Annotated in this window: 21 protein-coding genes and 1 tRNA gene; 9 read left to right on the top strand and 13 right to left on the bottom strand. The window is 30.2% G+C overall.

What is annotated here, in order from left to right:
- The first annotated feature begins 54 nt into the window (after positions 1-54).
- A complete protein-coding gene (locus ACEQT4_RS06140) occupies positions 55-1,353 on the top strand; it encodes a hydroxymethylglutaryl-CoA reductase, degradative (RefSeq protein WP_370226562.1) in 1,299 nt (432 codons plus the stop codon).
- Entirely contained in the window at positions 1,354-2,262 is a 909-nt protein-coding gene (locus ACEQT4_RS06135; protein ID WP_370226561.1) for a GYDIA family GHMP kinase, read from the top strand.
- 83 nt (positions 2,263-2,345) lie between these two features.
- On the opposite strand, the gene ACEQT4_RS06130 is transcribed toward ACEQT4_RS06135, so the two are convergent.
- From ACEQT4_RS06130 to ACEQT4_RS06100, 7 genes are all read right to left on the bottom strand, one after another.
- The gene (locus ACEQT4_RS06130) at positions 2,346-4,472 is read right to left on the bottom strand and encodes a peptidylprolyl isomerase (protein WP_027880985.1); all 2,127 of its coding nucleotides are present in this window, start codon (positions 4,470-4,472) and stop codon (positions 2,346-2,348) included.
- Between the two features lie 132 nt (positions 4,473-4,604).
- The gene (locus tag ACEQT4_RS06125) at positions 4,605-5,894 is read right to left on the bottom strand and encodes a hemolysin family protein (protein WP_370226560.1); all 1,290 of its coding nucleotides are present in this window, start codon (positions 5,892-5,894) and stop codon (positions 4,605-4,607) included.
- Positions 5,894-6,079: a hypothetical protein gene (locus ACEQT4_RS06120; RefSeq protein WP_027880983.1), complete on the bottom strand. Its 186-nt coding sequence runs from the start codon at positions 6,077-6,079 to the stop codon at positions 5,894-5,896. Before ACEQT4_RS06120 ends, ACEQT4_RS06125 begins: the two co-directional genes overlap by 1 nt.
- Before the next feature lie 55 nt (positions 6,080-6,134).
- A complete protein-coding gene (gene lptC / locus ACEQT4_RS06115; protein ID WP_370226559.1) occupies positions 6,135-6,689 on the bottom strand; it encodes an LPS export ABC transporter periplasmic protein LptC in 555 nt (184 codons plus the stop codon).
- Positions 6,689-8,020, bottom strand: a complete 1,332-nt coding sequence (locus tag ACEQT4_RS06110) for a hypothetical protein (protein WP_027880981.1) — start codon at positions 8,018-8,020, stop codon at positions 6,689-6,691. The genes lptC and ACEQT4_RS06110 overlap by 1 nt, the downstream gene beginning before the upstream one ends.
- A 22-nt stretch (positions 8,021-8,042) precedes the next feature.
- Complete coding sequence (locus ACEQT4_RS06105) at positions 8,043-9,359, bottom strand: hypothetical protein (RefSeq protein ID WP_370226558.1); 1,317 nt, start codon at positions 9,357-9,359, stop codon at positions 8,043-8,045.
- A complete protein-coding gene (locus ACEQT4_RS06100) occupies positions 9,356-10,087 on the bottom strand; it encodes a type III pantothenate kinase (RefSeq protein WP_370226556.1) in 732 nt (243 codons plus the stop codon). The genes ACEQT4_RS06105 and ACEQT4_RS06100 overlap by 4 nt, the downstream gene beginning before the upstream one ends.
- Positions 10,088-10,272: 185 nt before the next feature.
- Between ACEQT4_RS06100 and ACEQT4_RS06095 the strand changes: the two genes are divergently transcribed.
- The 7 genes from ACEQT4_RS06095 to ACEQT4_RS06065 all read left to right on the top strand — a co-directional run bounded on the left by ACEQT4_RS06095 (position 10,273) and on the right by ACEQT4_RS06065 (position 17,728).
- A tRNA-Phe gene (locus ACEQT4_RS06095) sits at positions 10,273-10,348 on the top strand.
- A 470-nt stretch (positions 10,349-10,818) separates the two neighbouring features.
- On the top strand, positions 10,819-11,115 hold the full coding sequence (locus tag ACEQT4_RS06090) for a helix-turn-helix domain-containing protein (RefSeq protein ID WP_370226555.1): 297 nt from the start codon (positions 10,819-10,821) through the stop codon (positions 11,113-11,115).
- A 6-nt stretch (positions 11,116-11,121) separates the two neighbouring features.
- The gene (locus ACEQT4_RS06085; RefSeq protein WP_370226553.1) at positions 11,122-13,401 is read left to right on the top strand and encodes an N-6 DNA methylase; all 2,280 of its coding nucleotides are present in this window, start codon (positions 11,122-11,124) and stop codon (positions 13,399-13,401) included.
- 3 nt (positions 13,402-13,404) lie between these two features.
- Positions 13,405-14,763, top strand: coding sequence for a restriction endonuclease subunit S (locus ACEQT4_RS06080; RefSeq protein WP_370226552.1), 1,359 nt, complete (start codon positions 13,405-13,407; stop codon positions 14,761-14,763).
- Positions 14,763-16,253 (top strand): ATP-dependent endonuclease, encoded by a 1,491-nt coding sequence (locus ACEQT4_RS06075; protein ID WP_370226551.1) that lies wholly within the window; start codon positions 14,763-14,765, stop codon positions 16,251-16,253. Before ACEQT4_RS06080 ends, ACEQT4_RS06075 begins: the two co-directional genes overlap by 1 nt.
- A complete protein-coding gene (locus tag ACEQT4_RS06070; protein ID WP_372521211.1) occupies positions 16,246-16,902 on the top strand; it encodes a retron system putative HNH endonuclease in 657 nt (218 codons plus the stop codon). Before ACEQT4_RS06075 ends, ACEQT4_RS06070 begins: the two co-directional genes overlap by 8 nt.
- A gap of 1 nt (position 16,903) precedes the next feature.
- Positions 16,904-17,728: a hypothetical protein gene (locus tag ACEQT4_RS06065; protein ID WP_370226549.1), complete on the top strand. Its 825-nt coding sequence runs from the start codon at positions 16,904-16,906 to the stop codon at positions 17,726-17,728.
- 1 nt (position 17,729) lies between these two features.
- On the opposite strand, the gene ACEQT4_RS06060 is transcribed toward ACEQT4_RS06065, so the two are convergent.
- From ACEQT4_RS06060 to ACEQT4_RS06035, 6 genes are all read right to left on the bottom strand, one after another.
- Positions 17,730-18,158: a hypothetical protein gene (locus ACEQT4_RS06060; RefSeq protein ID WP_370226548.1), complete on the bottom strand. Its 429-nt coding sequence runs from the start codon at positions 18,156-18,158 to the stop codon at positions 17,730-17,732.
- Between the two features lie 57 nt (positions 18,159-18,215).
- A complete protein-coding gene (locus ACEQT4_RS06055; protein ID WP_370226547.1) occupies positions 18,216-18,944 on the bottom strand; it encodes a hypothetical protein in 729 nt (242 codons plus the stop codon).
- Between the two features lies 1 nt (position 18,945).
- Positions 18,946-19,608, bottom strand: coding sequence for a hypothetical protein (locus ACEQT4_RS06050; protein WP_370226546.1), 663 nt, complete (start codon positions 19,606-19,608; stop codon positions 18,946-18,948).
- A gap of 1 nt (position 19,609) precedes the next feature.
- Positions 19,610-19,894, bottom strand: a complete 285-nt coding sequence (locus tag ACEQT4_RS06045) for a helix-turn-helix domain-containing protein (protein WP_370226544.1) — start codon at positions 19,892-19,894, stop codon at positions 19,610-19,612.
- A 96-nt stretch (positions 19,895-19,990) separates the two neighbouring features.
- Positions 19,991-20,758 carry a hypothetical protein gene (locus tag ACEQT4_RS06040; protein WP_370226543.1) on the bottom strand — a complete coding sequence of 256 codons (768 nt, stop codon included), beginning with the start codon at positions 20,756-20,758 and terminating at the stop codon, positions 19,991-19,993.
- Between the two features lie 4 nt (positions 20,759-20,762).
- The gene (locus tag ACEQT4_RS06035) at positions 20,763-22,055 is read right to left on the bottom strand and encodes a phage integrase SAM-like domain-containing protein (protein ID WP_370226542.1); all 1,293 of its coding nucleotides are present in this window, start codon (positions 22,053-22,055) and stop codon (positions 20,763-20,765) included.
- Positions 22,056-22,304: the final 249 nt, after the last annotated feature.

The raw sequence follows: 22,304 nt of genomic DNA, 5'->3' as shown, positions 1-22,304 counted from the left end.
AAACTTAAAATGTTAACTTCAGTGTAGTATCTTTGCATTTCTAAATTTAATTACATGGCAGCATTAGTTTCTGGATTTTCTAAACTATCAAAAACCGAAAAAATTGATTGGTTAGTAACTCATCATTTTTCTAAAAACGACTCTATTAAACAAGCTTTAAAGCAATATTGGAACTCTGACGAAAAACTTCAACAGTTACACGACGAGTTTATAGAAAACACCATAACTAACTTTTACTTACCTTTTGGCGTTGCTCCTAATTTTGTGATTAACGACAAAATTTACACTATTCCTATGGCTATCGAGGAAAGCTCTGTAGTCGCAGCTGCAAGTAAAGCTGCAAAATTTTGGCAAACGCGTGGCGGATTTAAAACGAAGGTGATTAGCACAACAAAAATTGGCCAAGTTCATTTTATGTATCAAGGTAAAAAGGAAGCTTTAACCTCTTTTTTTGATGAAATAAAGTCGAAATTAATTACAGATACCAAGCCAATTACCAAAAACATGGAAAAACGTGGTGGCGGTATTTTAGACATTCAACTTATAGATAAAACTACAGATTTAGATAATTACTACCAATTGCATGCAACTTTTGAAACGCTAGATGCAATGGGTGCAAACTTTATTAATTCGTGTTTAGAGCAATTTGCAAAAACATTTAAAGCTGAAGCTGAAACACAACTTGCAGAGCCTGTAGAGATTGTGATGAGTATTTTATCTAATTACGTACCTGAATGTTTAGTTAGAGCTGAAGTAAGTTGCAACGTAGAAGATTTAGCCGAAAAAGATATTGACCCAAACACATTTGCCGAAAAGTTTGTACAAGCTGTAAAGATTGCCGAAATCGAACCTTATCGAGCTGTAACACACAATAAAGGTATAATGAATGGTATTGATGCTGTTGTTTTGGCTACCGGTAACGATTTTAGAGCTGTAGAAGCTGGTGTACATGCTTACGCATCAAAAAATGGACAATACTCTAGTTTAACACATGCTAAAGTTGAAAATGGTGTGTTTACATTTTGGATGGAAATTCCGTTAGCTTTAGGTACTGTTGGCGGATTAACAAGTTTACATCCATTAGTAAAATTAGCTTTAAATCTACTAGATCATCCTACAGCAAAGCAATTAATGCAAATTGTAGCAGTTGCTGGTTTAGCACAAAACTTTGCTGCTTTAAGAAGCTTGACAACTACAGGTATTCAAGAAGGACACATGAAAATGCATTTAATGAATATTTTAAATCAATTTGAAGCTACTCCACAAGAAAAAGAAACTATTGTCGATCATTTTAAAAACAATACTGTTTCTCATAGCGCTGTTGTAGAACAGATTGAAAAATTAAGAGGATAAATGAAAACCTATTACAGTCACGGAAAATTATTACTAACCGCAGAATATGTGGTGCTTGATGGAGCAAAAGCATTAGCTATTCCTACTGTATTTGGACAATCACTTCATGTTGAAAAAGAAACAATAAACAAACTGACCTGGAACAGCTTAGACCATAATCAAAACGTTTGGTTTAGTGCAAAATTTTCATTTAAAGATGAATCTGTTTCAATTGAAAACACAACCAATCCTGAAATCTCCAATCGTTTATTACAAATCATATCAGCTGTAAAACAATTAAATCCTAAATTTTTAAAAGATAAAGGTTTTAAAATTTCAACTGTATTAGAATTTCCTAAAAATTGGGGATTAGGCACGTCTTCAACCTTAATAAATAATATTGCTAACTGGGCAAATATTGATGCTTATAAATTATTAGAATTAACTTTTGGTGGTAGTGGTTACGACATTGCTTGCGCGCAAAAAGACTCTGCTTTGACTTATCAATTAAATGATAAAAAAAGAGTTATTGAAACTTTAAATTTTAATCCTAATTTTAAAAATAATCTATATTTTGTTCACTTAAATAAAAAACAAAATAGTAGAGATGGTATTGCACATTATAAAGCCAATAGAAACAATTTAGAATTAACCATTGCTGCAATAAATGCAATTACAGAACAAATTATGATTTGTGAGACTTTAGAGAAGTTTCAATCTTTAATAGACCAACATGAACAGATTATTGCTTCTGTAACCAATCAAACACCAATAAAGCAATTACTTTATGAAAATTTTGAAGGAAGCATAAAAAGTCTTGGTGCTTGGGGCGGAGATTTTGTTTTAGTGGCTTCAAAAAGTAATCCAACTGAGTATTTTAAAAGCAAAGGGTTTGATACCATTTTAAGTTATACTGATATGGTTTTATAGTTTTCATTTAAAGCTGAAAACAAACACAATAAAAAAAGCCTCTTGAAAATCAAGAGGCTTTTTTATAGTATTTTATTTAAAAATTACTGTACTGTATTAGCACGGTTATCTTCAATTTCAGCAGCTTCTTTTAAAGCATTGTACAATCTGTTTTGTACAGAATTTAATTTTTGTGTACTTACTTGATTTGCAAAAGGCTGATAGTTTTCTAACTCTGTTGCTGGTGTCTTTTTAGTTGTTTGTACCATAAATACACCTGTATTTCCTTTTACTAAACCAGAAGTTTCTCCTTCATTTAATCCAAATGCTGTACCAACAACCATTGGCTCGTTTCCGGCACCAGAAATTGTTGGGTTTTTCATGTTGATAGCTACAGAGCTTCTTACATTTTGATTTTCTGCTTTTGCAAACTCTTCTAAAGTAGTTGCGCTTACTCTATCCATGATTAACTTAGCTTTCTTTTCTTTTCTAATCTCTGGTAAAGCTGTTACAGACGCATCTTCTACGCTCATTAACCCTGCTTCAGATTTTGAAGTTAATTGCGCAATAACTATACCTCCAGAAACTGTAAAACGTTTGTAGTCTCCTACATCTGTACCTTCTTCAAAAGCCCAACGTACAATTTGTCTTTGGTTACCTATACCAGGTATACTTTCGTCTAATTCTTTAGCTGTCATTGGTCTTACATCATAACTAGACTCTTTAGCTAATGTTGCAAATTCTGCATTTTCTAAGTTTACTTCAAAAGTAGATGCATCTCTAAATATTTTGTCGTTAGTATCTTCTGATGGTTCAATTTTTCTAGCTATAGTTGCTACTTTCACCATATCTGAAGATCCTTTTTGACCTTCAACTTCAATGATATGTAATCCAAATGCAGTTTCTACTACACCTAAATCTCCTGTTTTACCTTCAAAAGCAAAGTCTCTAAATTCTGGCACCATTCTGTCGTAAGCAAACCAATCGTAACGACCTTCGTTGTTTACACTTCCTTGGTCTGTAGAATATTCTGTAACAAACTCAGAGAATTTAGATTTATCTGATTTTAAAACTGTTAATAAACTATCTGCTAAAGCTTCTGCTTCTGCTTTTGGTTTAGCATCTGCTGGTGCTCTTGAAGCTCCTATAAATGGTATTAAAATGTGTCTTGTTTTTGCTGAGTCTGGTAAAGTAGTTCTATCTACTAGTTTTGATAATTTATAGTAGTTACCTTCTTTGTATGGTCCATAGATAAAGCCAATCTCTTGATTAAAAATTGTATCTGCAATAGTTTCTGGTAAAGCAGACTTCTTTAAAAATCTGTCGTTATATTTTATATCGTCAGAATTTGCATTAACAAAATCTTCTACATCTTTTGTATTTATAAAACCTATTTCTGTACGTTTTTTGTCTTCTGCATTTTCATCGTAAACTTCTCTATCGTTTAATAATTCTTTTAAACTATTTTGGATATTCTTTTCGTCTTCAGCAGATGCTTCTTCTTTAAAGAATACATATTGAAAACTTCTACTAGCTTCTGTCTCGTAAGATTTTTTATGCTTAGAAATGTAATCTTTAATTTCAGATTTTGATACTTTAACAGTACTATCTGCTATAGAACTGTAAGGTACTTGTACATATTTAATATCTACTTTATCATTAGCTAATTTATGATCTAACTCTCCTTCTGCTAAAGTTGCAGTTGCACCAGCTTTAACCATGTTAAAGTAATCTGTTTGTAATGCTCCTACTGCTAATTGCTGCTCATAATTTACCCAGTTTTGGTATGCTTGAGCTGATGTAGATTTTAAGTTATCTATGTAAACTTTTAATTTAGACTCATCAAATATACCTGCTTCATTTAAAAATTCTGGGCTTGTAGATAGTGCATTTTTTAAAATATCTCTCATTTGATCAGTTTCGATAGATAGTCCTAACTTTTCAAACTGACCTTCCATAACAGCTTCTCTAACTTTAGCATCAAATACACGGTTCATTACCTGAGTTGAAGTTGCGTTTGCACCCATTTGTTGTTGTTGCTGTTCTACAAGACTCATAAACTCTACTCTGCTTATGTCTTTACCGTTAATGGTTGCAACTACGTCTTGAGATTTACCAAATAATGCATCTTTGTTATCAAATAAACTTGATAAAATAAATGCGAATAAGGCTAACGCGATAACCAAAATTAATACAACTGTTTTCTGTCTTATTTTATTTAAAATTGCCATTTTCTATGATAAATTTTATGAAATATAGTGGGCGAAAATACCATTTTCTATTCAATAATAAAAGTACTTTTTATAATAAATAATCAAATAATAAATTAAGCAGCTATTATAAAGATTTTCATGTAGTTGAAGCTAATCTTCTTCTTTAATTTTTAAGGCTACTAAATCTATTTTTGTATTGGATACTTCTAATATTTTGAATTCGAAATTGTCAATAGTTACGATTTCGTCTTGTTGCGGAATTTCTTCTGTAAAGTCTACAATTAAACCGCCTAAAGTTTCATAATTTTCACCTTCTGGCAAGTCTATTTTATAGGTTTCGTTAATGTAGTCTACTTCTAATCTTGCAGAAAACACAAAATTATCTTCATCTTTTTGTTCTTCAATTAAATCTACGCTATCATGCTCGTCTTCTATCTCTCCAAATAATTCTTCTACAATATCTTCTACAGTCATAATACCAGATGTACCACCGTACTCATCCACCACAACTGCTATACTTTTTCTTTTTTTGATAAGTACGTTTAAGATATCTTTTATAAGCATGGTTTCTGGAACCAGCTCTATAGGCATAATCATAGAGCCTATATTTTTTGGCTTTTTAAATAAATCGAAAGAATGTACGTAACCTAAAATTTCGTCTATAGTTTCTTTATAAATTAAAATTTTAGAATAGCCTGTTTCTGTAAATAATTTGTTTAAATCGTCTACAGAATCATGAAGTTCTAGCGCTGTAATTTCGGTACGAGGTACCATAACTTCGCGTGCTTTTACTTCGGAAAACTCTAACGCATTTTGAAAAATTTGAATTTCGGTATCAATTTCTTCATGTTCTTCTACGCTTTCCATTTGCTCACTAATATAGTTACCTAATTCTACTTTTGTAAAAGCTAGTTGAACTTGATCGCCTTCTGTTTTGAAGAATTTTTTAAGTACCACATCACTAATCCAAATCACAAAATCTGAAATAAAAGTAAAAAGCACATAGAACAAATACGCTGGAAATGCTAGTATTTTTAATAGTGAATTGGCATAAATCTGAAAGAATACCTTTGGAAGAAACTCTGCAGTAAATAATATAATTAATGTTGAAATTATGGTTTGGGTCAACAAGTTTAAATCGGTTAACAAATAGGTTACAAATCCGCTTTCTGAAGGTAAAAAGCTTTGAAACCATTGCACCAACAAATCGCCCATAAACAACCCATAAATAACTAATGCTATATTATTACCAATAAGCATAGTTGCAATAAATTTGGAAGGTTTAGCAGTAATTTTTGTTAGTATTTGCGCTAAAAACCCTTCTTGCTTTTTTTCAATTTCTATGTGAATTTTGTTTGAAGACACATAAGCAATCTCCATACCCGAAAAAAAAGCCGATAGCAATAATGAACAAACAATAATTATTATTGAAGTTGCCATTATTTATTGTTATCAAATTTATTGTTGAATTTCTTTCTAAAAAAGAACATAAATACAGCTAAAGCCGCTAAGAATAATGAAAGGTATTTTACTTGTCCTGTACTATTGTATTCTGCAAATGCATCATAAACAAACAATACTGCAAATACGATATATGCGTATTGAAATAATTTAAATAATTTCATGTAATGAATTATAATTTAGGCTGTAAAGATACTAAAAAAGTAAAAGGTGCTACAATTATTCTGTAACTGCAAATTGACCGGTAACTCCTAAAACTTCGGCTTTATTAAAATCTCTATCAGAGTCAAAACCTTCGCCATTAGTTACGTAATCTTTAGATTTAAAGGTAACAGGTAAGTTTGTAAATAACCATTGTTTGGTTTGGTCGTAATATAATTGCTCTGCATAAAGTGTATCTTTTTCTGGAGTTGCAGCAACAACATTACCTCTTAAATCTATTAAATCTGTTTCGTTATAAACAATAGCATAATCTGAAATAATTGTAGTTCTTTGATTTTGCTTATCGTATAAGTAAAGTAAAATTCCATCAGGAAATTCGCTATAGGAAAAGTCACGATTACTATAATCGTACATTTTTGGACTTATTAAATTAGCTGCTAAACGACCAGAATCTGTATATTTTACATTAATACTATCTGAAACACCTACAGGCTCGTTAGCAGACATATCCATTTTTTTAATGTCCTTTAAATTGCCTTTACATGCAAAAAACAAAGTCATAGCAAATGCTATGACTGAGTTTTTTATGATATGTAAATTCTGATTTTGCATTATAAGCTTGGTACTGTTACACTTCTACCAATCCAACATCCAATTTTTATAGTCTGACCTTGGTTACCTTCGTTAAAAATCTGAGATTTAGAAGGTGCTTTTGCATTATAACTCTCTGCATATTTAGCCCCAGCACTACCTGCTTTTGAAGCCTCTTGAGCAGCTAACCAGAATACAGCTTGCTTATTAAAAGTTGTATCACCACAGCTATTTGCACTACTAGCATACATAGAAGCTATATAGATATGAGGTGTTTTATCTGATGGATTTAGACTTAATGCTTCTTGGAAGTATTGTCTTGCTTTACCAAAGCTACCTCTTTTCTTAAGACCTAATGCAATCTTCTTAACTAACTTAGACTTTTTAAACGGATCTGTCTGTAAGTTTAAAGACTCTGTTAAATATCTTTCTTCTCCTGTTTTTAAGTATAAGTAGTATGCTGTATCTGCATCTGGAGATAACTCATATTTTCTATTTACTATTTTAATGAATAATGGGTCATCTGTACACTCTTTTTGATACATTTTATTTAATGCTCTTTGTAACCATTCTGCATTATCTTTATTAGCATCAAAGTTTTTAGTATAAAGCGGTATTAAGTTATCACAGTTTGCTCTTTTACCTAATTGAGAATCTATACCATCTGCTACTTTACCAAAAGCATCAATCATTTGACCATGATATTTTTCATACTTAACTTCTCTCTTAGATAAAGCAGTACCAGCATCTTTTTTAGCTAATAACTTGTTTAACTTGTTAGTGTTATCTTCTACTTCGTATTCAATTTTTTCTGCAACATCATCATACTTATCAAATAACTGTTGTGCGGTCATACTTCCTGCATCATATAAATCTACAGCTAACTTAAAGTATAAATAAAGACCTTTTGTACTAGTAAAGTTTTCTTTATCTGTTTTGTAAGCGTTATCAAAACAATCATATAATTGCTGAGTAGATAAACCTAAAGCTTCTTTATTGTCGTACTTAAGAAGACATGCGTCTACCATTACTTTACCCGCTTCAGTTTTACTTGGGAAGTATTGAACTCTATCATTCCACATCTCTGTTAATTCTAAGATGTAAGTTTTTTTATCTTCTTTAGTTTCAACAAAGTTTTCTAAAATTTTCTCTCCGTATTGATAAATAGCAAGATTATACTTTGGGCAGTTTTCTCTTAACCATTTAAATGGCGCATATGCAGCTTCATAGTTTTTAGCTTTAGCAGCTTCTGCCATTAAAGATAATTTTGTACCACACTCTTGTTCGTTTTGAGAAAAACCAAAGCTTAAACTAAAAAATAGCGCGATTAGTAATGTAATCTTAGTTTTCATAATTATTAATTTTTATCTTGTTTTAGTTGTATTTTCTTTTTTGGAACCACCAATCGTTTAACGATAAGCTTATATTGATATTAACAAAGTTTTCTTTTATTAAGTTAGCATCTGTTGTCCCTCGTTTTCCAAACTCTAATCCTACATTTGCGTTAGAAAATGGTGTTCTTGGTGTTCCAACTGGTAATCCTACTCCAAAAGACATGCCAAACTCATTTATAGTTTGATTATTGATATTTAAACCAGTATTTTCAAATCGCAATCCTGCTCTGTAAACTGTTTTCTTCCAGTAACTTGAAAACGCGTTATACTCTGGTATATAAAATCCTCCAATAGATAGTTTTGATGCGTCTTCAAAAGTTGTACCTGTATTTGCGTAAAGTGGATTATTAAACTTACTAGTTTGTTGTGCTGTATATTCTATACCTGCAAACCATTTACGTGGTTGTCCTAAACCAACGCCAATACTATACTTAGATGGTAATATTAAGGTTGTTTCATCTAAATTATTTGCTTCTAAGTCTGCATCAAATTGATTTATAAAAGTTTCGGTACCATCATCAAAATTTATTGTTACTGTAGAAAATAGTCTTTCGTTTTTTGATGTTAAATTAGACTCTGGCGCATAAGTAAAAGAAGATTGTATTTCTAGTTTATCTGAAATCATCTCTCTAAAATGCAATCCAAAATTAAAACTTAAACCGCTTAAGCTAGAAGAGTTTGTTTCTTTAGAGTGATATGATAATAAATCTCCTTCTGTGTTATATCCGTAAACAAGCGTTGAGTTTTCTATATTACCAAAGTTATAATCTGCATTTGCACCAATACTTAAGGATTTTGTTAATTGATATCCTGTAGATAAAAACACTTTGTTAACTCCTCCGCTTCCTTCATATCTAGCTTCTGGATTACCATTATCTAAAAAGTTGTTTAATTTATAACCTACAGAACTGTAAGGTAAAAGTCCAAACCCAAAACCAAACTTATTTATAGGTACAGAAAGTGCTAAATAATCAAAAGAAGTTGTATTAGATTTATCACTACTAGAATTTGATTTTAATGTTGATGCAGAGTGACTTCCTCCAACTGTATACTTTACAGGTCTACTTTCATTTTTAAAACTAGCAATGTTATTATCTCCAAAAGTTGCTGGATTTGTAAAGTTAATATGTATACTGTCTTTATAAACAGCCATTCCTCCCATACTTCTATTCTCTACAGATCCTTTAAACTTCAAACTTCCTATTCCATAAAAAGAATAAGGAGATCCGCCTCCTTGTTGTGCTTTACTTTGAATTGCTATTAATGCAATAAAAACTATTAAAAGTTTTTTTATCATTCGTTTATGTTGTTGAGTAAAATAAAATTCAAGCCTTCCAGCAAGAAATTTGAGTTGGCAAATATGCTACTTTTTAATTGTTTAGACAAAAAATTAGCATCTCCGCCTGTTAAAATTATTGTTAAATCACTAAATTTTTCTTTGTATTGGGCTATTATTCCATCAATTTCTACAGTTAATCCATTAACAACACCGCTATTAATTGATGTTTTGGTTGTATTACCTATAATACTTTCAATCTCCTCAGTTTCTAATAACGGTAATTTAGCTGTTTGATTATGTAAAGCCTTGTAACGCATTCTTAATCCTGGTGAAATTGCACCACCTAAATATTCATTTTTAGAATTAATAAAATCGTACGTTATACATGTACCAGCATCTATAACTAATACGTTTTTATTAGGAAATTGATTTACAGCACCTGCTATTAAAGCTATTCTATCAATACCTAATGTATTTGGTGTTGCATATAAATTTTTAAAAGGAATTTTGGTTTGATGTGAAAGATATAAAACCTGATGATTTTTAGTTAAATACGCTTTTATGTCTTCTCCCAAATTTCCTACAGAAGATACTATTACATGTTTAATATCTTTATAATCTTTATTTAGATTATTTACTGCTTCAATCAAACCTTCTTCTAAAACAACCTTTTTAATCAAAAGTTTTTTTTCTTCAAAAACAGCAAGCTTTATACTAGTATTTCCTACGTCAATAATTAAGTTCATACAATTACCAAAAGTGCCAAATTTACAAAACCGAATCATAAATTTTCTTAATTTATTTATAATATTGAATTAGAGATAAATACACATTCAAACAATGAAAGTTTTAAAACAAATTTTATTTTTTCCATTTTTTGTTTTGTCAGTTTTAAAAATGAATATATATTTGCATCCGCAATAATGCAACTGGTGCCTTAGCTCAGTTGGTAGAGCAAAGGACTGAAAATCCTTGTGTCCCTGGTTCGATTCCTGGAGGCACCACCACTAAACCCTGTAAATACTTAATTTACAGGGTTTTTAAATTTAACAGAGACAACATTAGGGACAACACATTGCTTGCTCTATAACTTTTTCCTAAAATTAAAGCTTTTAAGTTTTCTAATATTTATACGCACTTTCCAGTATTCCACTTCAGTAAAACTCCTTTTTTTATAACTTTTAAGGGTAATATATTTAAGCTTAATTAGAAAAAAAATGTAGCTAATAAACATAGAAAGTTTATTTATTTTAACATAATAGATAATCAGTTAAAGAGTATTACATTTATAAAAACTAAAAAAACAACAACTAGGATAAAAAACCTTTAAAAGGTTAATTTTCTAATTCTCATTTTACAAACTTAATCACATTAAATGTTATTAAAAGTCAACTATTAAAAAATGTTAACGTCTTATCTTTTCTTTTGGTTTCTTTTTCTTACATTAGACAATTATTGACAAGTCAATTCAAGAACTATGAGATTCGGCGAACACATTCGGCAATTAAGAGAGCAAAATAATCTACTATTAAGGCATTTAGCAAGCGAGCTAGATATTGATACAGCTATGATGAGTAAGATAGAACGAAGCGAACGTAAAGCGAAAAGAGAACATATTCCGCAATTAGCTAAATTATTAAAAGCTTCAGTTTCAGAGTTACAAACACTTTATATAGCAGACCAGATTATTGAGTTATTAGATGATGAAGATAACCCACAAGCAATATTGGATGCTGCTGAAAAAAAAATCAATCAAATGAAAAAAGACAGTTAGAAGAAAATGGAAAATACACTTCAAATAAAAGATAATAAAATTTTCGCCCCATTACTAAATAAATGGTTAGTACTTAAACCAGAAGAAAAGGTAAGACAACAATACATTCAGCGTTTAATTGAAAATTATGGCTTTTCACCAGACCAAATGGCACAAGAAGTTAAAGTGAGTAATTCACAACGTGGTCAAGGTAGAGCAATGGCAGATATTGTAATATGGAAATCTAAAGAAGATAAAAATGAAGGTAATCACGCTGCTATTGTAGTAGAATGTAAAGCAGAACATTTAACCATTCGTGAAGAAGATTATTTTCAAGGATATAATTATGCCTCTTGGGCAGGTGCAGACTTTTTTGTAACTACCAATCTAAAGGAAACAAGAATCTTTAGGGTTATAAAAGGTAAAATTCCAAAACGACTCGATGAAGTTGTTGATATTCCTAAAGCAAGTATAATAAATAATGCTAAAAAGGTAGATGCCTTATTAAAGCAAACAAAAGCGTTCACGCGTGATGAGTTTTCTAAACTATTGTTTAAATGCCATAACATTATTAGAAACAATGATAAATTGTCACCAGAAGCTGCGTTTGATGAAATAAGTAAAATATTATTTATCAAGATCAGGTATGAACGTGAAAATTCCAATGCACAAGTATTTTCTAAAGAACAATTTATAAAAGATAAAGAAGCCTATAATCGTTATTCCTCTTCTACTAGCAGACCATTTTATCAGCAACTATTTGAAAACACCAAAGAAGAATTTAAAGACGATGATTTATTCGATCCCAACGAATCCATTAGAATACGAGAAAATAGTTTTGAAGCAATTGTAAAAGAATTGGAAACATACAACCTTTCTACAACATCAGATGACGTTAAAGGTATTGCATTCGAGCAATTTTTAGGAAGAACCTTTAGAGGTGAATTAGGTCAGTTTTTTACACCTCGTACTATTGTAGATTTTATGGTAGATGTATTAGACCCACAAGAAGGAGAAATCGTTTGTGACCCTTGCTGTGGTTCAGGTGGATTCCTTATTAAAGCGTTTGAATATGTAAGAGCCAAAATTGAAGAGGATATTCATCAGGAAAAAGAGAAAATCAAAGAAAAATACTATACGGCTGAATATGAAAAGCTATCAGAGAAAAAGAAAGAAGAAGTAGATAAGGTTGTTAACGATTTATTCGCTAAACTCAATCAAGAACTAGACATAAACAACCCTAAAAGTAGATTAAGGGTATTGAGTTACGAATGTATTTTCGGTACAGATGCAAATCCTCGTATGAGTCGTACTGCCAAAATGAATATGATTATGCACGGTGATGGTCACGGTGGTGTACATCATAACGATGGTTTATTAAACGTAAACGGCATATTCGATAATCGTTTTGATGTCATATTAACCAATCCACCATTTGGAGCAAGAGTTGAAAAGAGCTTAAAGATTACAGAAGCCGATAAATACAAGGATGCAGACCGTATTAAGAAATATAAAGAAAGATATGATGTAAAAGGTAATCCTGCTTATTCTAATGCATTAAAACAAATAAATGACAATATAGGTAAACCGCTTTTAAGTTTATACGAAACAGGAAGTATGAGTACACTTACCGAAGTGTTATTTATAGAACGTTGTCTAAACCTTTTAAAGCCAGGCGGTAGAATTGGTATTGTATTGCCAGAAGGCGTATTAAACAATTCCAACCTTCAAAAAATAAGAGATTTTGTAGAAAGCAAAGCAAAAATTGTACTAATAACCTCTATTCCACAAGATGTATTTATTGCATCTGGTGCAACCGTAAAACCAAGTTTATTATTTTTTAAAAAATTTACCGAGGAAGAAGCTAAAACCTATAAAAAATTAGCCTTACAAGCTAAAAAAGATATTGAAGCAAAGTATCAACCACAAATAGCACCTATCAAATCAAAATTGGCATTACGTGGTAAAGAGGCATTACCTGCTGATGAGAAAAAAGAATTAAGAGCAGAATTAAAAGTATTACAACAAACAGTTGAAACCGAAATTAAAGCACAAATTAAAGAGCAATTTAATTACGAAATACCAATTGCCGAGGTAGAAAAAGCAGGGATTAGCACAACAGGTGCAAAAATAGATAATGAGTTAGAGCCATTAGCCAAAGAGTTTACAGAGTATAGATTAAGCAACGAACTTTGGGAAAACATCATTAATAAAGTAGAGTACCAGATTGTAGACGATAGCACAATGTATCGAATTCCTTTATCTGGAGATAATAAAGCTCAAGAACCTGAAATATTTTATAGTTAAGATATGGCAGAGTTAACAAAAATTACATTTTCTGATTTATCTATTTGGGATGTCAAAAATTATTTTAGACAACAAGATACTTTTAATGAGTCTTATCCATTAGTACTGTTTGGTGAATTTCTCAACAAGCCTATTATAAAGAAAACTAAAATAGATGATGATAAAGAGTACCGCATTTTAGGTGTTCGTTCTTACGGTAAAGGAGCATTTATTAACAGAACTGTAAAGGGTGATACCTTAAAAATGCGAACTTACCAAGTTGCGCCTAAAGACCACTTATTTTGGTGTAAAGTAGACACGAAAAATGGTGCTTTCGGTATAATAGATGACAATCTTGCAAATGGTGTTGCTTCGTCTAATATGACCTTTGCAGAAATAGATAAATCAAAAGCAAGCACAGAGTATGTACAACTTTTATTTACTAGCCCAAAGGTTAACCAATATATGGATGGGTACGTAACAGGCACTACAAATAGGAGATATATTAAACCTAATCAACTTTTAGAAGAAATTAAAATCCCATTACCACCATTACAGGAACAAAATCGTATTGTTTCACAATACAACCAAAAAATACAACTCGCACAGCAACAAGAACAAGAAGCTAATAATCTTGAACAAGATATAGAGGAGTACTTAATGCAAAAATTGGGCTTAACGAATATTGATAAGAAAATATCAAAAGTTGGACTAAAATTAATAAACTATAAAGATATAATTGATTGGGGCTTTAATATTGACACAACCAAATTTCAATCAAATCTTTATAATACTTTGGCATTAGAAAATTCCCCAAGTCTATTTGAGGAAGCCTTTAGAGGTAAGAGTCCAAAGTATGATAAAGAGTCCAATAAATTTATTCTAAATCAAAAATGTAATAGGTGGAACTATATCGAATTAGAATTTACTAAAACAGTTGACGAGAAATGGTTTACTTCAATTAATGAAAGATTTTTTACAAAACACGGGGATGTATTAATTAATTCAACTGGAGATGGTACAATTGGTAGAGCCACATATATTATTAAGGAGTTTGAAAATTTGATTTATGATAGTCATTTATTACTGTTAAGGCTGAATAAAAGTAAAGTAAATCCACTTTATTTTACATATGTTTTCAATAGTAAATATGGACAACTACAAGTGGAAAATATTAAATCTGCTCAATCCACAAAACAAACAGAATTAGGCGTTACTAATTTAAAAAGAATTTTATTTCCAGTTCCGCCAATAGAGATACAAAATAACATTGCTAGCCATATAAAAGATTTAAATAGTCAAATAAATTCCCTAAGAACCATAGCACACCAAAACAGAGAAGAGGCTCTAATTAATTTTGAACAAGAAATATTTAACAGCTAATGAAACTAAAAAGTTTATATATAGAAAACTATAAAAAGTTTCAACCCAGCATAACACTTGATTTCGAGAAAGAAATCAATGTGTTAATTGGTATTAATGGTTCTGGTAAATCCAGTATTTTTGAAGCTATTGCTCTCATTTTTTCAAGAGTTAAATTGTATTGCGAAGGCAATAAAAAGTTTATAGAAAGAGACGATTTTCATTTTAAAATAACTTATAGTTTTATTGACAATAATGTGGTTTCTGAAACTTCGACCACACAAGGTTCTAATACTTCAATTAAGTTAATAGAATTAGCTTCTACATTTGAGTCTGGTTTGCAATACAGTATGTCTGTAGATGGTGAAATAGTAAAAAATAAAGAAACAATGTTGTATCATTTACCTGACAATGTAGTATTCTATTATGCTGGCTATTCAGATGGTTTAAAGAACATTGTTGCAAATATTGAAGATAAGCAAGCTAACGAGTTATATGGCATTAAAGATGATAATGTAGTTAAATTACAAGGTCTTTTAAAAAAGCAAATCATTTATATTAAGGAGCAACATTATCCTATATTATTTTTATTAAATTATTTAAAAGGTAATAAATCAAAATTACCACTTTCAGAAGATGATTTCACAGTCACAAATTTATCACTAACCCTAAAAAGACCTCAAACATTTAGAAGTGATAATTACGAAAATCTATATAACCTCACAGGTTTTTTAAGAACCTATCTCAATGAAATTTTAAGATTATCATATTCAGGTACAGTCGAAGTAGATATAAAAACAAAAAAACCATTTATTCCAATTGAATTTCACAACACATTATTAGATGCAATTCACAATATAGGAGTATGGCCAGATGATTACCATTTTAATAATGATGGGTATTTATTGTATCATATTTTCAATCTGTTATTTGAGGTTGGTATTTTAGAATCATTAAATGTTTATATCAGGTTAAATGATGATGATGTTAGTTTTGATGTAAAACAATTAAGTGAAGGAGAACAACAAATTATTACGGTTAGTGCAATTAAAGAATATTTACTTAAAGGCAATGCTTTATTAGTACTTGATGAACCAGATGCCTTTTTACACCCTCAAAGACAAAGAGAGTTAATACCTTATTTACACGATTTATTAGGTAATAACTCTTATAATCAAGTTGTGTTAGCAACACATTCACCTAATTTATTGAATAATGCGAATAGTGAGTATGTTAATGTAATCGGTATCGATAACGGAAAAATAGTTAAGGATACATTGAATTTTTACGGTAGGTCTATTGCATCAGTAAATTATAACTTAATGGGTGTAAAAGAAAGACCCGAAGTGGTTAAGAAGCAAATTGAAGAATTATACAAAAAAATAGAACTAGAAAACTTTGAAGAAGCCAAAGAAATATATGCTGAATTAGTAAAGTTGTTAGGGCGTGATGATGAGGATTTAATACAAGCAAAAGTTGAATTAGATTTTTTAAGTGGAGCAGATGATTAAAATAGTGAAAGGTAATCAGCCAAATTCAATGATTGCTCATAAAAAATCTGGAGGTAACTACGGGAATATGCCAACAGCTACGAAAAATGAGTTGAGAGAAAGTTTAATTAATGAACAGGGCTATGTTTGTTGTTATTGCTTAAAGCGTATTCCTGAAAACAAAGCAGATTTGCATCATACAAAAATTGAGCATTTCAAATGTCAGGAAAATTATGCTGTATTAGATTTAGAGTATACAAATTTACATTTGGCTTGTAAGGGTAACGAGGGACAGTCTGAAAAACTACAAACCTGTGATACAGCTAAAGCAAATAAGGATATTATTTCATTTTCATTGATAGATAATTCTTTAAATGGAAATATACATTACGCTAAAGATGGAACGGTATTTTCAGAACAGGATAATATTGAAAAAGAAATAAATGAAATTCTTCAACTTAATAATGACCAAAATATCAAAAAAACAAGAGCAAGTATATTGAAAGGTGTCTCTGAAAGTATAAGAATTTTACAAAGCAAAGGAAGATTAACAAAGAATGTATTAGAAAGAGAGTTACAATATTGGCAAGACAGAAATAATAATAAGCACAGACCCTTTTATCCTGTAGCAGTACAATATTTAGAAAAGAAAATAGAGAAGTTTAATTAATATGAGTAATACAATAACATACCAACGCAAACTCATAGAGGTAGAAACCCGTTTAGGGTTCTTGTATGTGCCTGCAAAGGCAAGAGGGTTATTACCTTCACAAAATGGTGAGGTAATGGTTCTATTAAAAAACAGTACCAATCCACAAATTAAAAAATACAATGCAGACCACAACCGTATTTTTGGTATGACCGCATTTTATAATGAATTAGGTGTAAAAGAAAGAGATATTTTAACCGTTGAAGTCACACAGCAATTAATAACCATTAGCACCAAAGAAGTTGAGGTAATAGAGGATTCAGAAGAAAACAACCAAGAAGATTTTATAGATACATCAGGTTTATCAGCACAATCCAAAGGCAATATAGGCGAAGACCGTGTTAAGGAAATCATTTTACTCTACAGTCAAGGCTTATTAAATGTATTTAAACCTGTAATTGATGAGCGTGGTATCGACTTAATTGTGCTTAAAGAAAAAATCTACAACCCAATTTATATACAAGTAAAAACAAGGTTTAATGTTCACAAGCGCAATCGTATGATATTAAATATTAACGGTAATACTTTTAAAGAACATCATTCTTATTACATAGTGGGACTATCATTCAATCCAACAAAAATGGAAATGGATGAGGAAATCCTCTTTTTACCCTCAAAAGACGTAACTAAATTAGCAAGTAGTTTATCAAATGGAGATTATAGAATTACTATTTCAATGGCTAGTGGTAAAACCACAGGTAAATACAAAAAATACTTTGTCTCTAAAGAAGAATTAGTTAATAAACTTATAGAACGTATCGATTTGGTAAACGAAATTGTAAACTAAGTTACCCTATTCCCTTTAATAAGTTATTTAGCGTTATCAATTGCAGCTTTAATTGCTCAATATCACCTTTAGTAGCTGGTAAAGATTTTGGAGCAAACAATCTTTTTGCAGCATAGACACCTGCATCTGCTGCTACCGTACCCAAAGCTACATCCTTAACTGAATTTATTTCAATACGCTTTTGATTATTTAGTTCCTCAATACGCTTTTCTAAAGATTGAACAGCTAATATCAAGTCACCACTATTTTTAAATAAAGGTTGCTTTTCTATTTTTGATGGCACACTTCTTTCATAGTGCCCAGAAATATATTTGTAGTCATTTCTTAAGTAACTAGCTTTTGTTCTACAACTAGCACTACAATAAAAGTGATTACTTCTACGCGGAACAAATTGTTGTTGACAATGCTTACAAAATGCTGTTTTTTCCATAATTTTCTAATTTTCAAACTTTAATTCCGTTAAATAACATTTTATTTAACGCTTTTTTTAGTTTCGTATACTTCTCCCTTTAAACTCAATAATATTGAACATTTCAAACAAACGGTCATAAATTCGACCACCGTAACGTTTACCCAAATCTTCCAATGTACGAATTGCACAATTATCCGAATTTGTATAATTGCAGGTTACAAATGTTCTTAATCTATAGTCATATCGATTATATAAAATTTCCTCAATAACATCTTTTTTTCCGTAATTGCTTGCTTCCTGTTCAGAGTTTATATCGTCAATAAATAATTGTTTTCGTTCTGTTTTTTTAAAGAAATGCTCTTTATCAAAAGGCGTTTGACATTTTTCAAAATCTCTTACAAGACCTTTAGCTGTAAAAAATTTAAACCTTAGATCAGGATAAACATTAAATACTGCTTCAAAAACCTTAAAAAAGTCTGTTTTTCCTAATCCATAACCACCAATTATTAATAGTCCTTTATCAAATGATGGCTTAGAAATATCTTTTCTTAAGTTTACAGATTCAAAAAATTTTTTTTCCTTTAAAAAGTAATAAAATATTACACTGAGGTTTGTTATTGATTCTTCACTTAGCATTAATTTTTTTCCGTGAATTTCATTAAACTTGCTCAAAAAAGTCCTCCATAAACTATCTTTATCGTATTTTTTTTCGTTCTTCATTTTATTATCGCTTTTTTTATTGTAATGCACTACTTGAAACTGACTCAATAGATCACTAGCTGTATTTGTTTTGTTTGTTCTCATTTTATCTATTAGTTAATAGTTTTGCTTTGTTATTAGCTTGTTTAAAGTTTAACTTTTCGTTTGCCACCCATTTTTCAAGCCTTTTTTCAATTTCAAAAAATTCATCTTTTTCAAACCGCATTTTTGTTTTATTAACATTTAACTCGCTCCAGTAATCATAAAAACTTTTTAAAATTTTCAAATCATATTTAGAGTATTCAAAAACTTGTTTTTTGAATTTTACAAGCCTCGCCTCTATTTTTTCTTTATTAACTTTATTATTATTATTTCTTTCTTTAGTTGTTGTTGATTGTTTGTTATTAGAGTGTTGATTGTTTGTTACTTGATTGTTGTGTTGCTTGTTAATGTATGATTTTGCCGTTTGGTATTTATTATAGTTTACAATAGTTATTAATGTAAATCTGTTTGTTGACTTCAAAACTATATTATTACTATCATCAAGTTTTGAAAGTGCAGTTCTTATAGATTGAACCGAAATCATTAATTCAGATGCTAAATGACTTATTGAAGTAATTAACTGTCCTCGCTTTATTAATTGTCCTTGCCACTTTTTATCTTTAAAATTAGCTTTTAAGATCAGGTGAAAATAAAGCCTAAAAACATTTGAATTTTGATACCATTCCCATTCCATAACATCACGGTGTAGAATAACATGTCCAATCATCTTATACTTGCTTTACCAGTTTATTAAAAATGTCGCTTTTCTTGTAGTAAACACGATTACCTAGGCGATAAGAAGGCAGAATGCCATTTTTACGCCAATTCCAGAGAGCTTGCTTAGAACACTTTAATAGTTTCAGGGTTTCATCAACTGTCAGAAGCTCTTCTGTAGATGGAAGTTTTTCTAATTTATTTTTCTGTTTAGGCACTAACTCTTTTACAATAGATCTAATGCTCTCCTTAAATTCATCTGGTGATAAATTATATATCCTTATTTCTTTTGAATTCATGATGCTCTATTTGATTAATGAACGTCACAAATCTAAAGCATCTCCAAAAAAAATATCTGATTTTAGAGTATACACGAGTCTATATACTCACCTAACTTACTCCGTCTTATTCTTATATTGGAAAAGTGTAAATTCAAAGTTTTCCTTTGCCTGTTTATTTTTTTTGTTATCAGGATTAACATAAGCTTGCAAAGAAGTTAAAGCTACATTTTCATCACAATTAAAAACTTCTATTAATTCTTTTGCTAATTGCCTACTATTTATTTCACCTCTATTCTTTGGCCCATCCAAGTAACCCTTCGTAATCAACTCTTCTACTAAAACACCTAATTCAGAAGGACCCGCCAACCATTTTAATGAAGAAGTTCTTGGAGAGTCTTTATAGTTTATATAGTCTTTAACAAAACTCCTTATTTTTTCTAATTTTTTTTGTAACTCGTGTTTTTTATTTGTGGTAGCGATATAATTTTCAAAATAACTGTTCTCAAACGCATGTTTTTTTATAACACCTTCTGTACTAACAAAACCGTATTCAAGAGGTTTTTCTCCATAAAAGCCAAAACCGATCTGATATGGTTTACAATTTTCAATTACACTTTCAAAAGTAGGTATAACTTTTAATTCTAAAACATTATAATACTTTTCTGGGTTTTCGCAATAGTCATAGTGATGAGTTAAAAAATCATTAATGTCAAGAACATCAATTTCGACTATTGATTTTGAAAGGAAATATTTAAGATTAAAATTTTCATCAAGCCTAAGCTTATGATCATTGTATTTATCAACTAAAAAACTGTAATCATTAAGCGAAAACTCGCTTTGATCTTTTTCACTTTTGAATGCAAAAACATCTTTAAAATCCATATTTCTATTTAAAAAAATTACTATCAGCAATTTTAATTGCTCTTTCTTGCGGTGTTACTTTTATATACTTATAAAACTCTCGTTCGGTTGAATGACCACTAATTGCCATAATATCAATTACAGGCATTTTTGACAAATAAGCGTTTGTACAAAAGGACCGTCTTGCTGTATGTGATTGAATGAGACTGTATTTTGGCACTGTAAGTATTTCAATTTTACCATTTACCTCCTTTTCTAAGGAGATTTCTGTATCGATTTTTGCCTTCCTTCCAACCTCTTTTATAAACTCATTAATGTCTGGAGCATTTAATTCTGGAGGCGGATAACCATTGTATCTATCCTTAAAAATCTTCTTCAACTTATGATGTATTGGTACAAATAATTTCTTTCCTGTTTTTCTTTGTTTAAATTCAATTACATCTTTCCCTTGAAATTGTTTAACCTGACTAGGTACTATAGGATTATAATCTGAAACACGCTGCCCCGTATAATAACCCACTAAAAAAATGTCTCTTGCCAATTGCCAATCCTTTAAATTGGATAAATCTAGATTAAACATAGCTTCTATTTCAGCTTCAGTCAAATATATTGAAACCGATTCTTTTGAAACAGCCTTAAAATCACGATGCTTATATTTCAAACTTGTATTATAACCATCTTCAGTTGCGGCATTTAAAATTGTTTTTAAATTTTTAATATGCTTGCCTATAGTATTAGTTGAATAATTATTTTCCTCTAAATACTGAATAAATAGATAGTAAAACTTAAGATCAATTGTATTAAAGTCAACACCATAATTAGTCACAGAATTAAAGTCTTTTATTCGATTTAATGTTTGTTTATAGGATCTAACAGTGATTGGACTCAACTTTACACTACTAATATTTTTTGATTGATTTTCTTTTCTAAAAATAAAATCATCAGCAAATTGAAAAAAACTTGTAATTTCAACATCATTACTCTCTTCTCCTCTAACTATTTTTCTGAGCAATGACTTTAGTATTAACTTGTCACTTTTCTGATCTTCATTTAATTCAGAAATTAACTTAATAAACTCAGATGCAAAAAGCTGCAAATCACGATTAACATTTTCTCTGTTTTTTATTGTTGATACCGCTCTTATTCTTTGATTATTTTCATCCCAATATTTTGGATTAACCTTATAACCTGTTGAGAATTTAATCCGATTCCCCCTTCCAAAACTATAATCTAATATTATCGAGGTTTCCTTGTTTACGCTAGGCGCTTTTAACCTATATTTTACAGTTCCAGAAGTTGGATTTATTGTTTTAGTCATATTACTATTTTTAAATCAAAAAGGGACAACAAAAGGGACAACATAAAGTTGAACTATTGTTATTTCAAATATAGATATTTTATTCTACAAACACATTAAAATCAATAATAACAGAAGATACAAATACTATTGATTAAAATAAGATAACATACATAAAACTACAAAGTAGTACTGGAGGCACCACCACTAAAAACCCGAACAAATTGTTCGGGTTTTTTGGTTTTTACAATCTTCTTTTAAAAAAAATGT

The sequence above is a fragment of the Mesoflavibacter sp. genome, from assembly GCF_964226795.1.
GTDB classification, from domain to species: domain Bacteria; phylum Bacteroidota; class Bacteroidia; order Flavobacteriales; family Flavobacteriaceae; genus Mesoflavibacter; species Mesoflavibacter zeaxanthinifaciens.
This window is presented reverse-complemented; position numbering and strand designations above follow the sequence as displayed.

What these genes read in the sequence shown, in the direction of transcription:
- ACEQT4_RS06140 (WP_370226562.1), top strand. Translation starts at nt 55, where the DNA reads ATGGCAGCATTAGTTTCTGGATTTTCTAAACTATCAAAAACCGAAAAA.
- ACEQT4_RS06135 (WP_370226561.1), top strand. Translation starts at nt 1,354, where the DNA reads ATGAAAACCTATTACAGTCACGGAAAATTATTACTAACCGCAGAATAT.
- ACEQT4_RS06130 (WP_027880985.1), bottom strand. Translation starts at nt 4,472, where the DNA reads ATGGCAATTTTAAATAAAATAAGACAGAAAACAGTTGTATTAATTTTG.
- ACEQT4_RS06125 (WP_370226560.1), bottom strand. Translation starts at nt 5,894, where the DNA reads ATGGCAACTTCAATAATAATTATTGTTTGTTCATTATTGCTATCGGCT.
- ACEQT4_RS06120 (WP_027880983.1), bottom strand. Translation starts at nt 6,079, where the DNA reads ATGAAATTATTTAAATTATTTCAATACGCATATATCGTATTTGCAGTA.
- lptC (WP_370226559.1), bottom strand. Translation starts at nt 6,689, where the DNA reads ATGCAAAATCAGAATTTACATATCATAAAAAACTCAGTCATAGCATTT.
- ACEQT4_RS06110 (WP_027880981.1), bottom strand. Translation starts at nt 8,020, where the DNA reads ATGAAAACTAAGATTACATTACTAATCGCGCTATTTTTTAGTTTAAGC.
- ACEQT4_RS06105 (WP_370226558.1), bottom strand. Translation starts at nt 9,359, where the DNA reads ATGATAAAAAAACTTTTAATAGTTTTTATTGCATTAATAGCAATTCAA.
- ACEQT4_RS06100 (WP_370226556.1), bottom strand. Translation starts at nt 10,087, where the DNA reads ATGAACTTAATTATTGACGTAGGAAATACTAGTATAAAGCTTGCTGTT.
- ACEQT4_RS06090 (WP_370226555.1), top strand. Translation starts at nt 10,819, where the DNA reads ATGAGATTCGGCGAACACATTCGGCAATTAAGAGAGCAAAATAATCTA.
- ACEQT4_RS06085 (WP_370226553.1), top strand. Translation starts at nt 11,122, where the DNA reads ATGGAAAATACACTTCAAATAAAAGATAATAAAATTTTCGCCCCATTA.
- ACEQT4_RS06080 (WP_370226552.1), top strand. Translation starts at nt 13,405, where the DNA reads ATGGCAGAGTTAACAAAAATTACATTTTCTGATTTATCTATTTGGGAT.
- ACEQT4_RS06075 (WP_370226551.1), top strand. Translation starts at nt 14,763, where the DNA reads ATGAAACTAAAAAGTTTATATATAGAAAACTATAAAAAGTTTCAACCC.
- ACEQT4_RS06070 (WP_372521211.1), top strand. Translation starts at nt 16,246, where the DNA reads ATGATTAAAATAGTGAAAGGTAATCAGCCAAATTCAATGATTGCTCAT.
- ACEQT4_RS06065 (WP_370226549.1), top strand. Translation starts at nt 16,904, where the DNA reads ATGAGTAATACAATAACATACCAACGCAAACTCATAGAGGTAGAAACC.
- ACEQT4_RS06060 (WP_370226548.1), bottom strand. Translation starts at nt 18,158, where the DNA reads ATGGAAAAAACAGCATTTTGTAAGCATTGTCAACAACAATTTGTTCCG.
- ACEQT4_RS06055 (WP_370226547.1), bottom strand. Translation starts at nt 18,944, where the DNA reads ATGAGAACAAACAAAACAAATACAGCTAGTGATCTATTGAGTCAGTTT.
- ACEQT4_RS06050 (WP_370226546.1), bottom strand. Translation starts at nt 19,608, where the DNA reads ATGATTGGACATGTTATTCTACACCGTGATGTTATGGAATGGGAATGG.
- ACEQT4_RS06045 (WP_370226544.1), bottom strand. Translation starts at nt 19,894, where the DNA reads ATGAATTCAAAAGAAATAAGGATATATAATTTATCACCAGATGAATTT.
- ACEQT4_RS06040 (WP_370226543.1), bottom strand. Translation starts at nt 20,758, where the DNA reads ATGGATTTTAAAGATGTTTTTGCATTCAAAAGTGAAAAAGATCAAAGC.
- ACEQT4_RS06035 (WP_370226542.1), bottom strand. Translation starts at nt 22,055, where the DNA reads ATGACTAAAACAATAAATCCAACTTCTGGAACTGTAAAATATAGGTTA.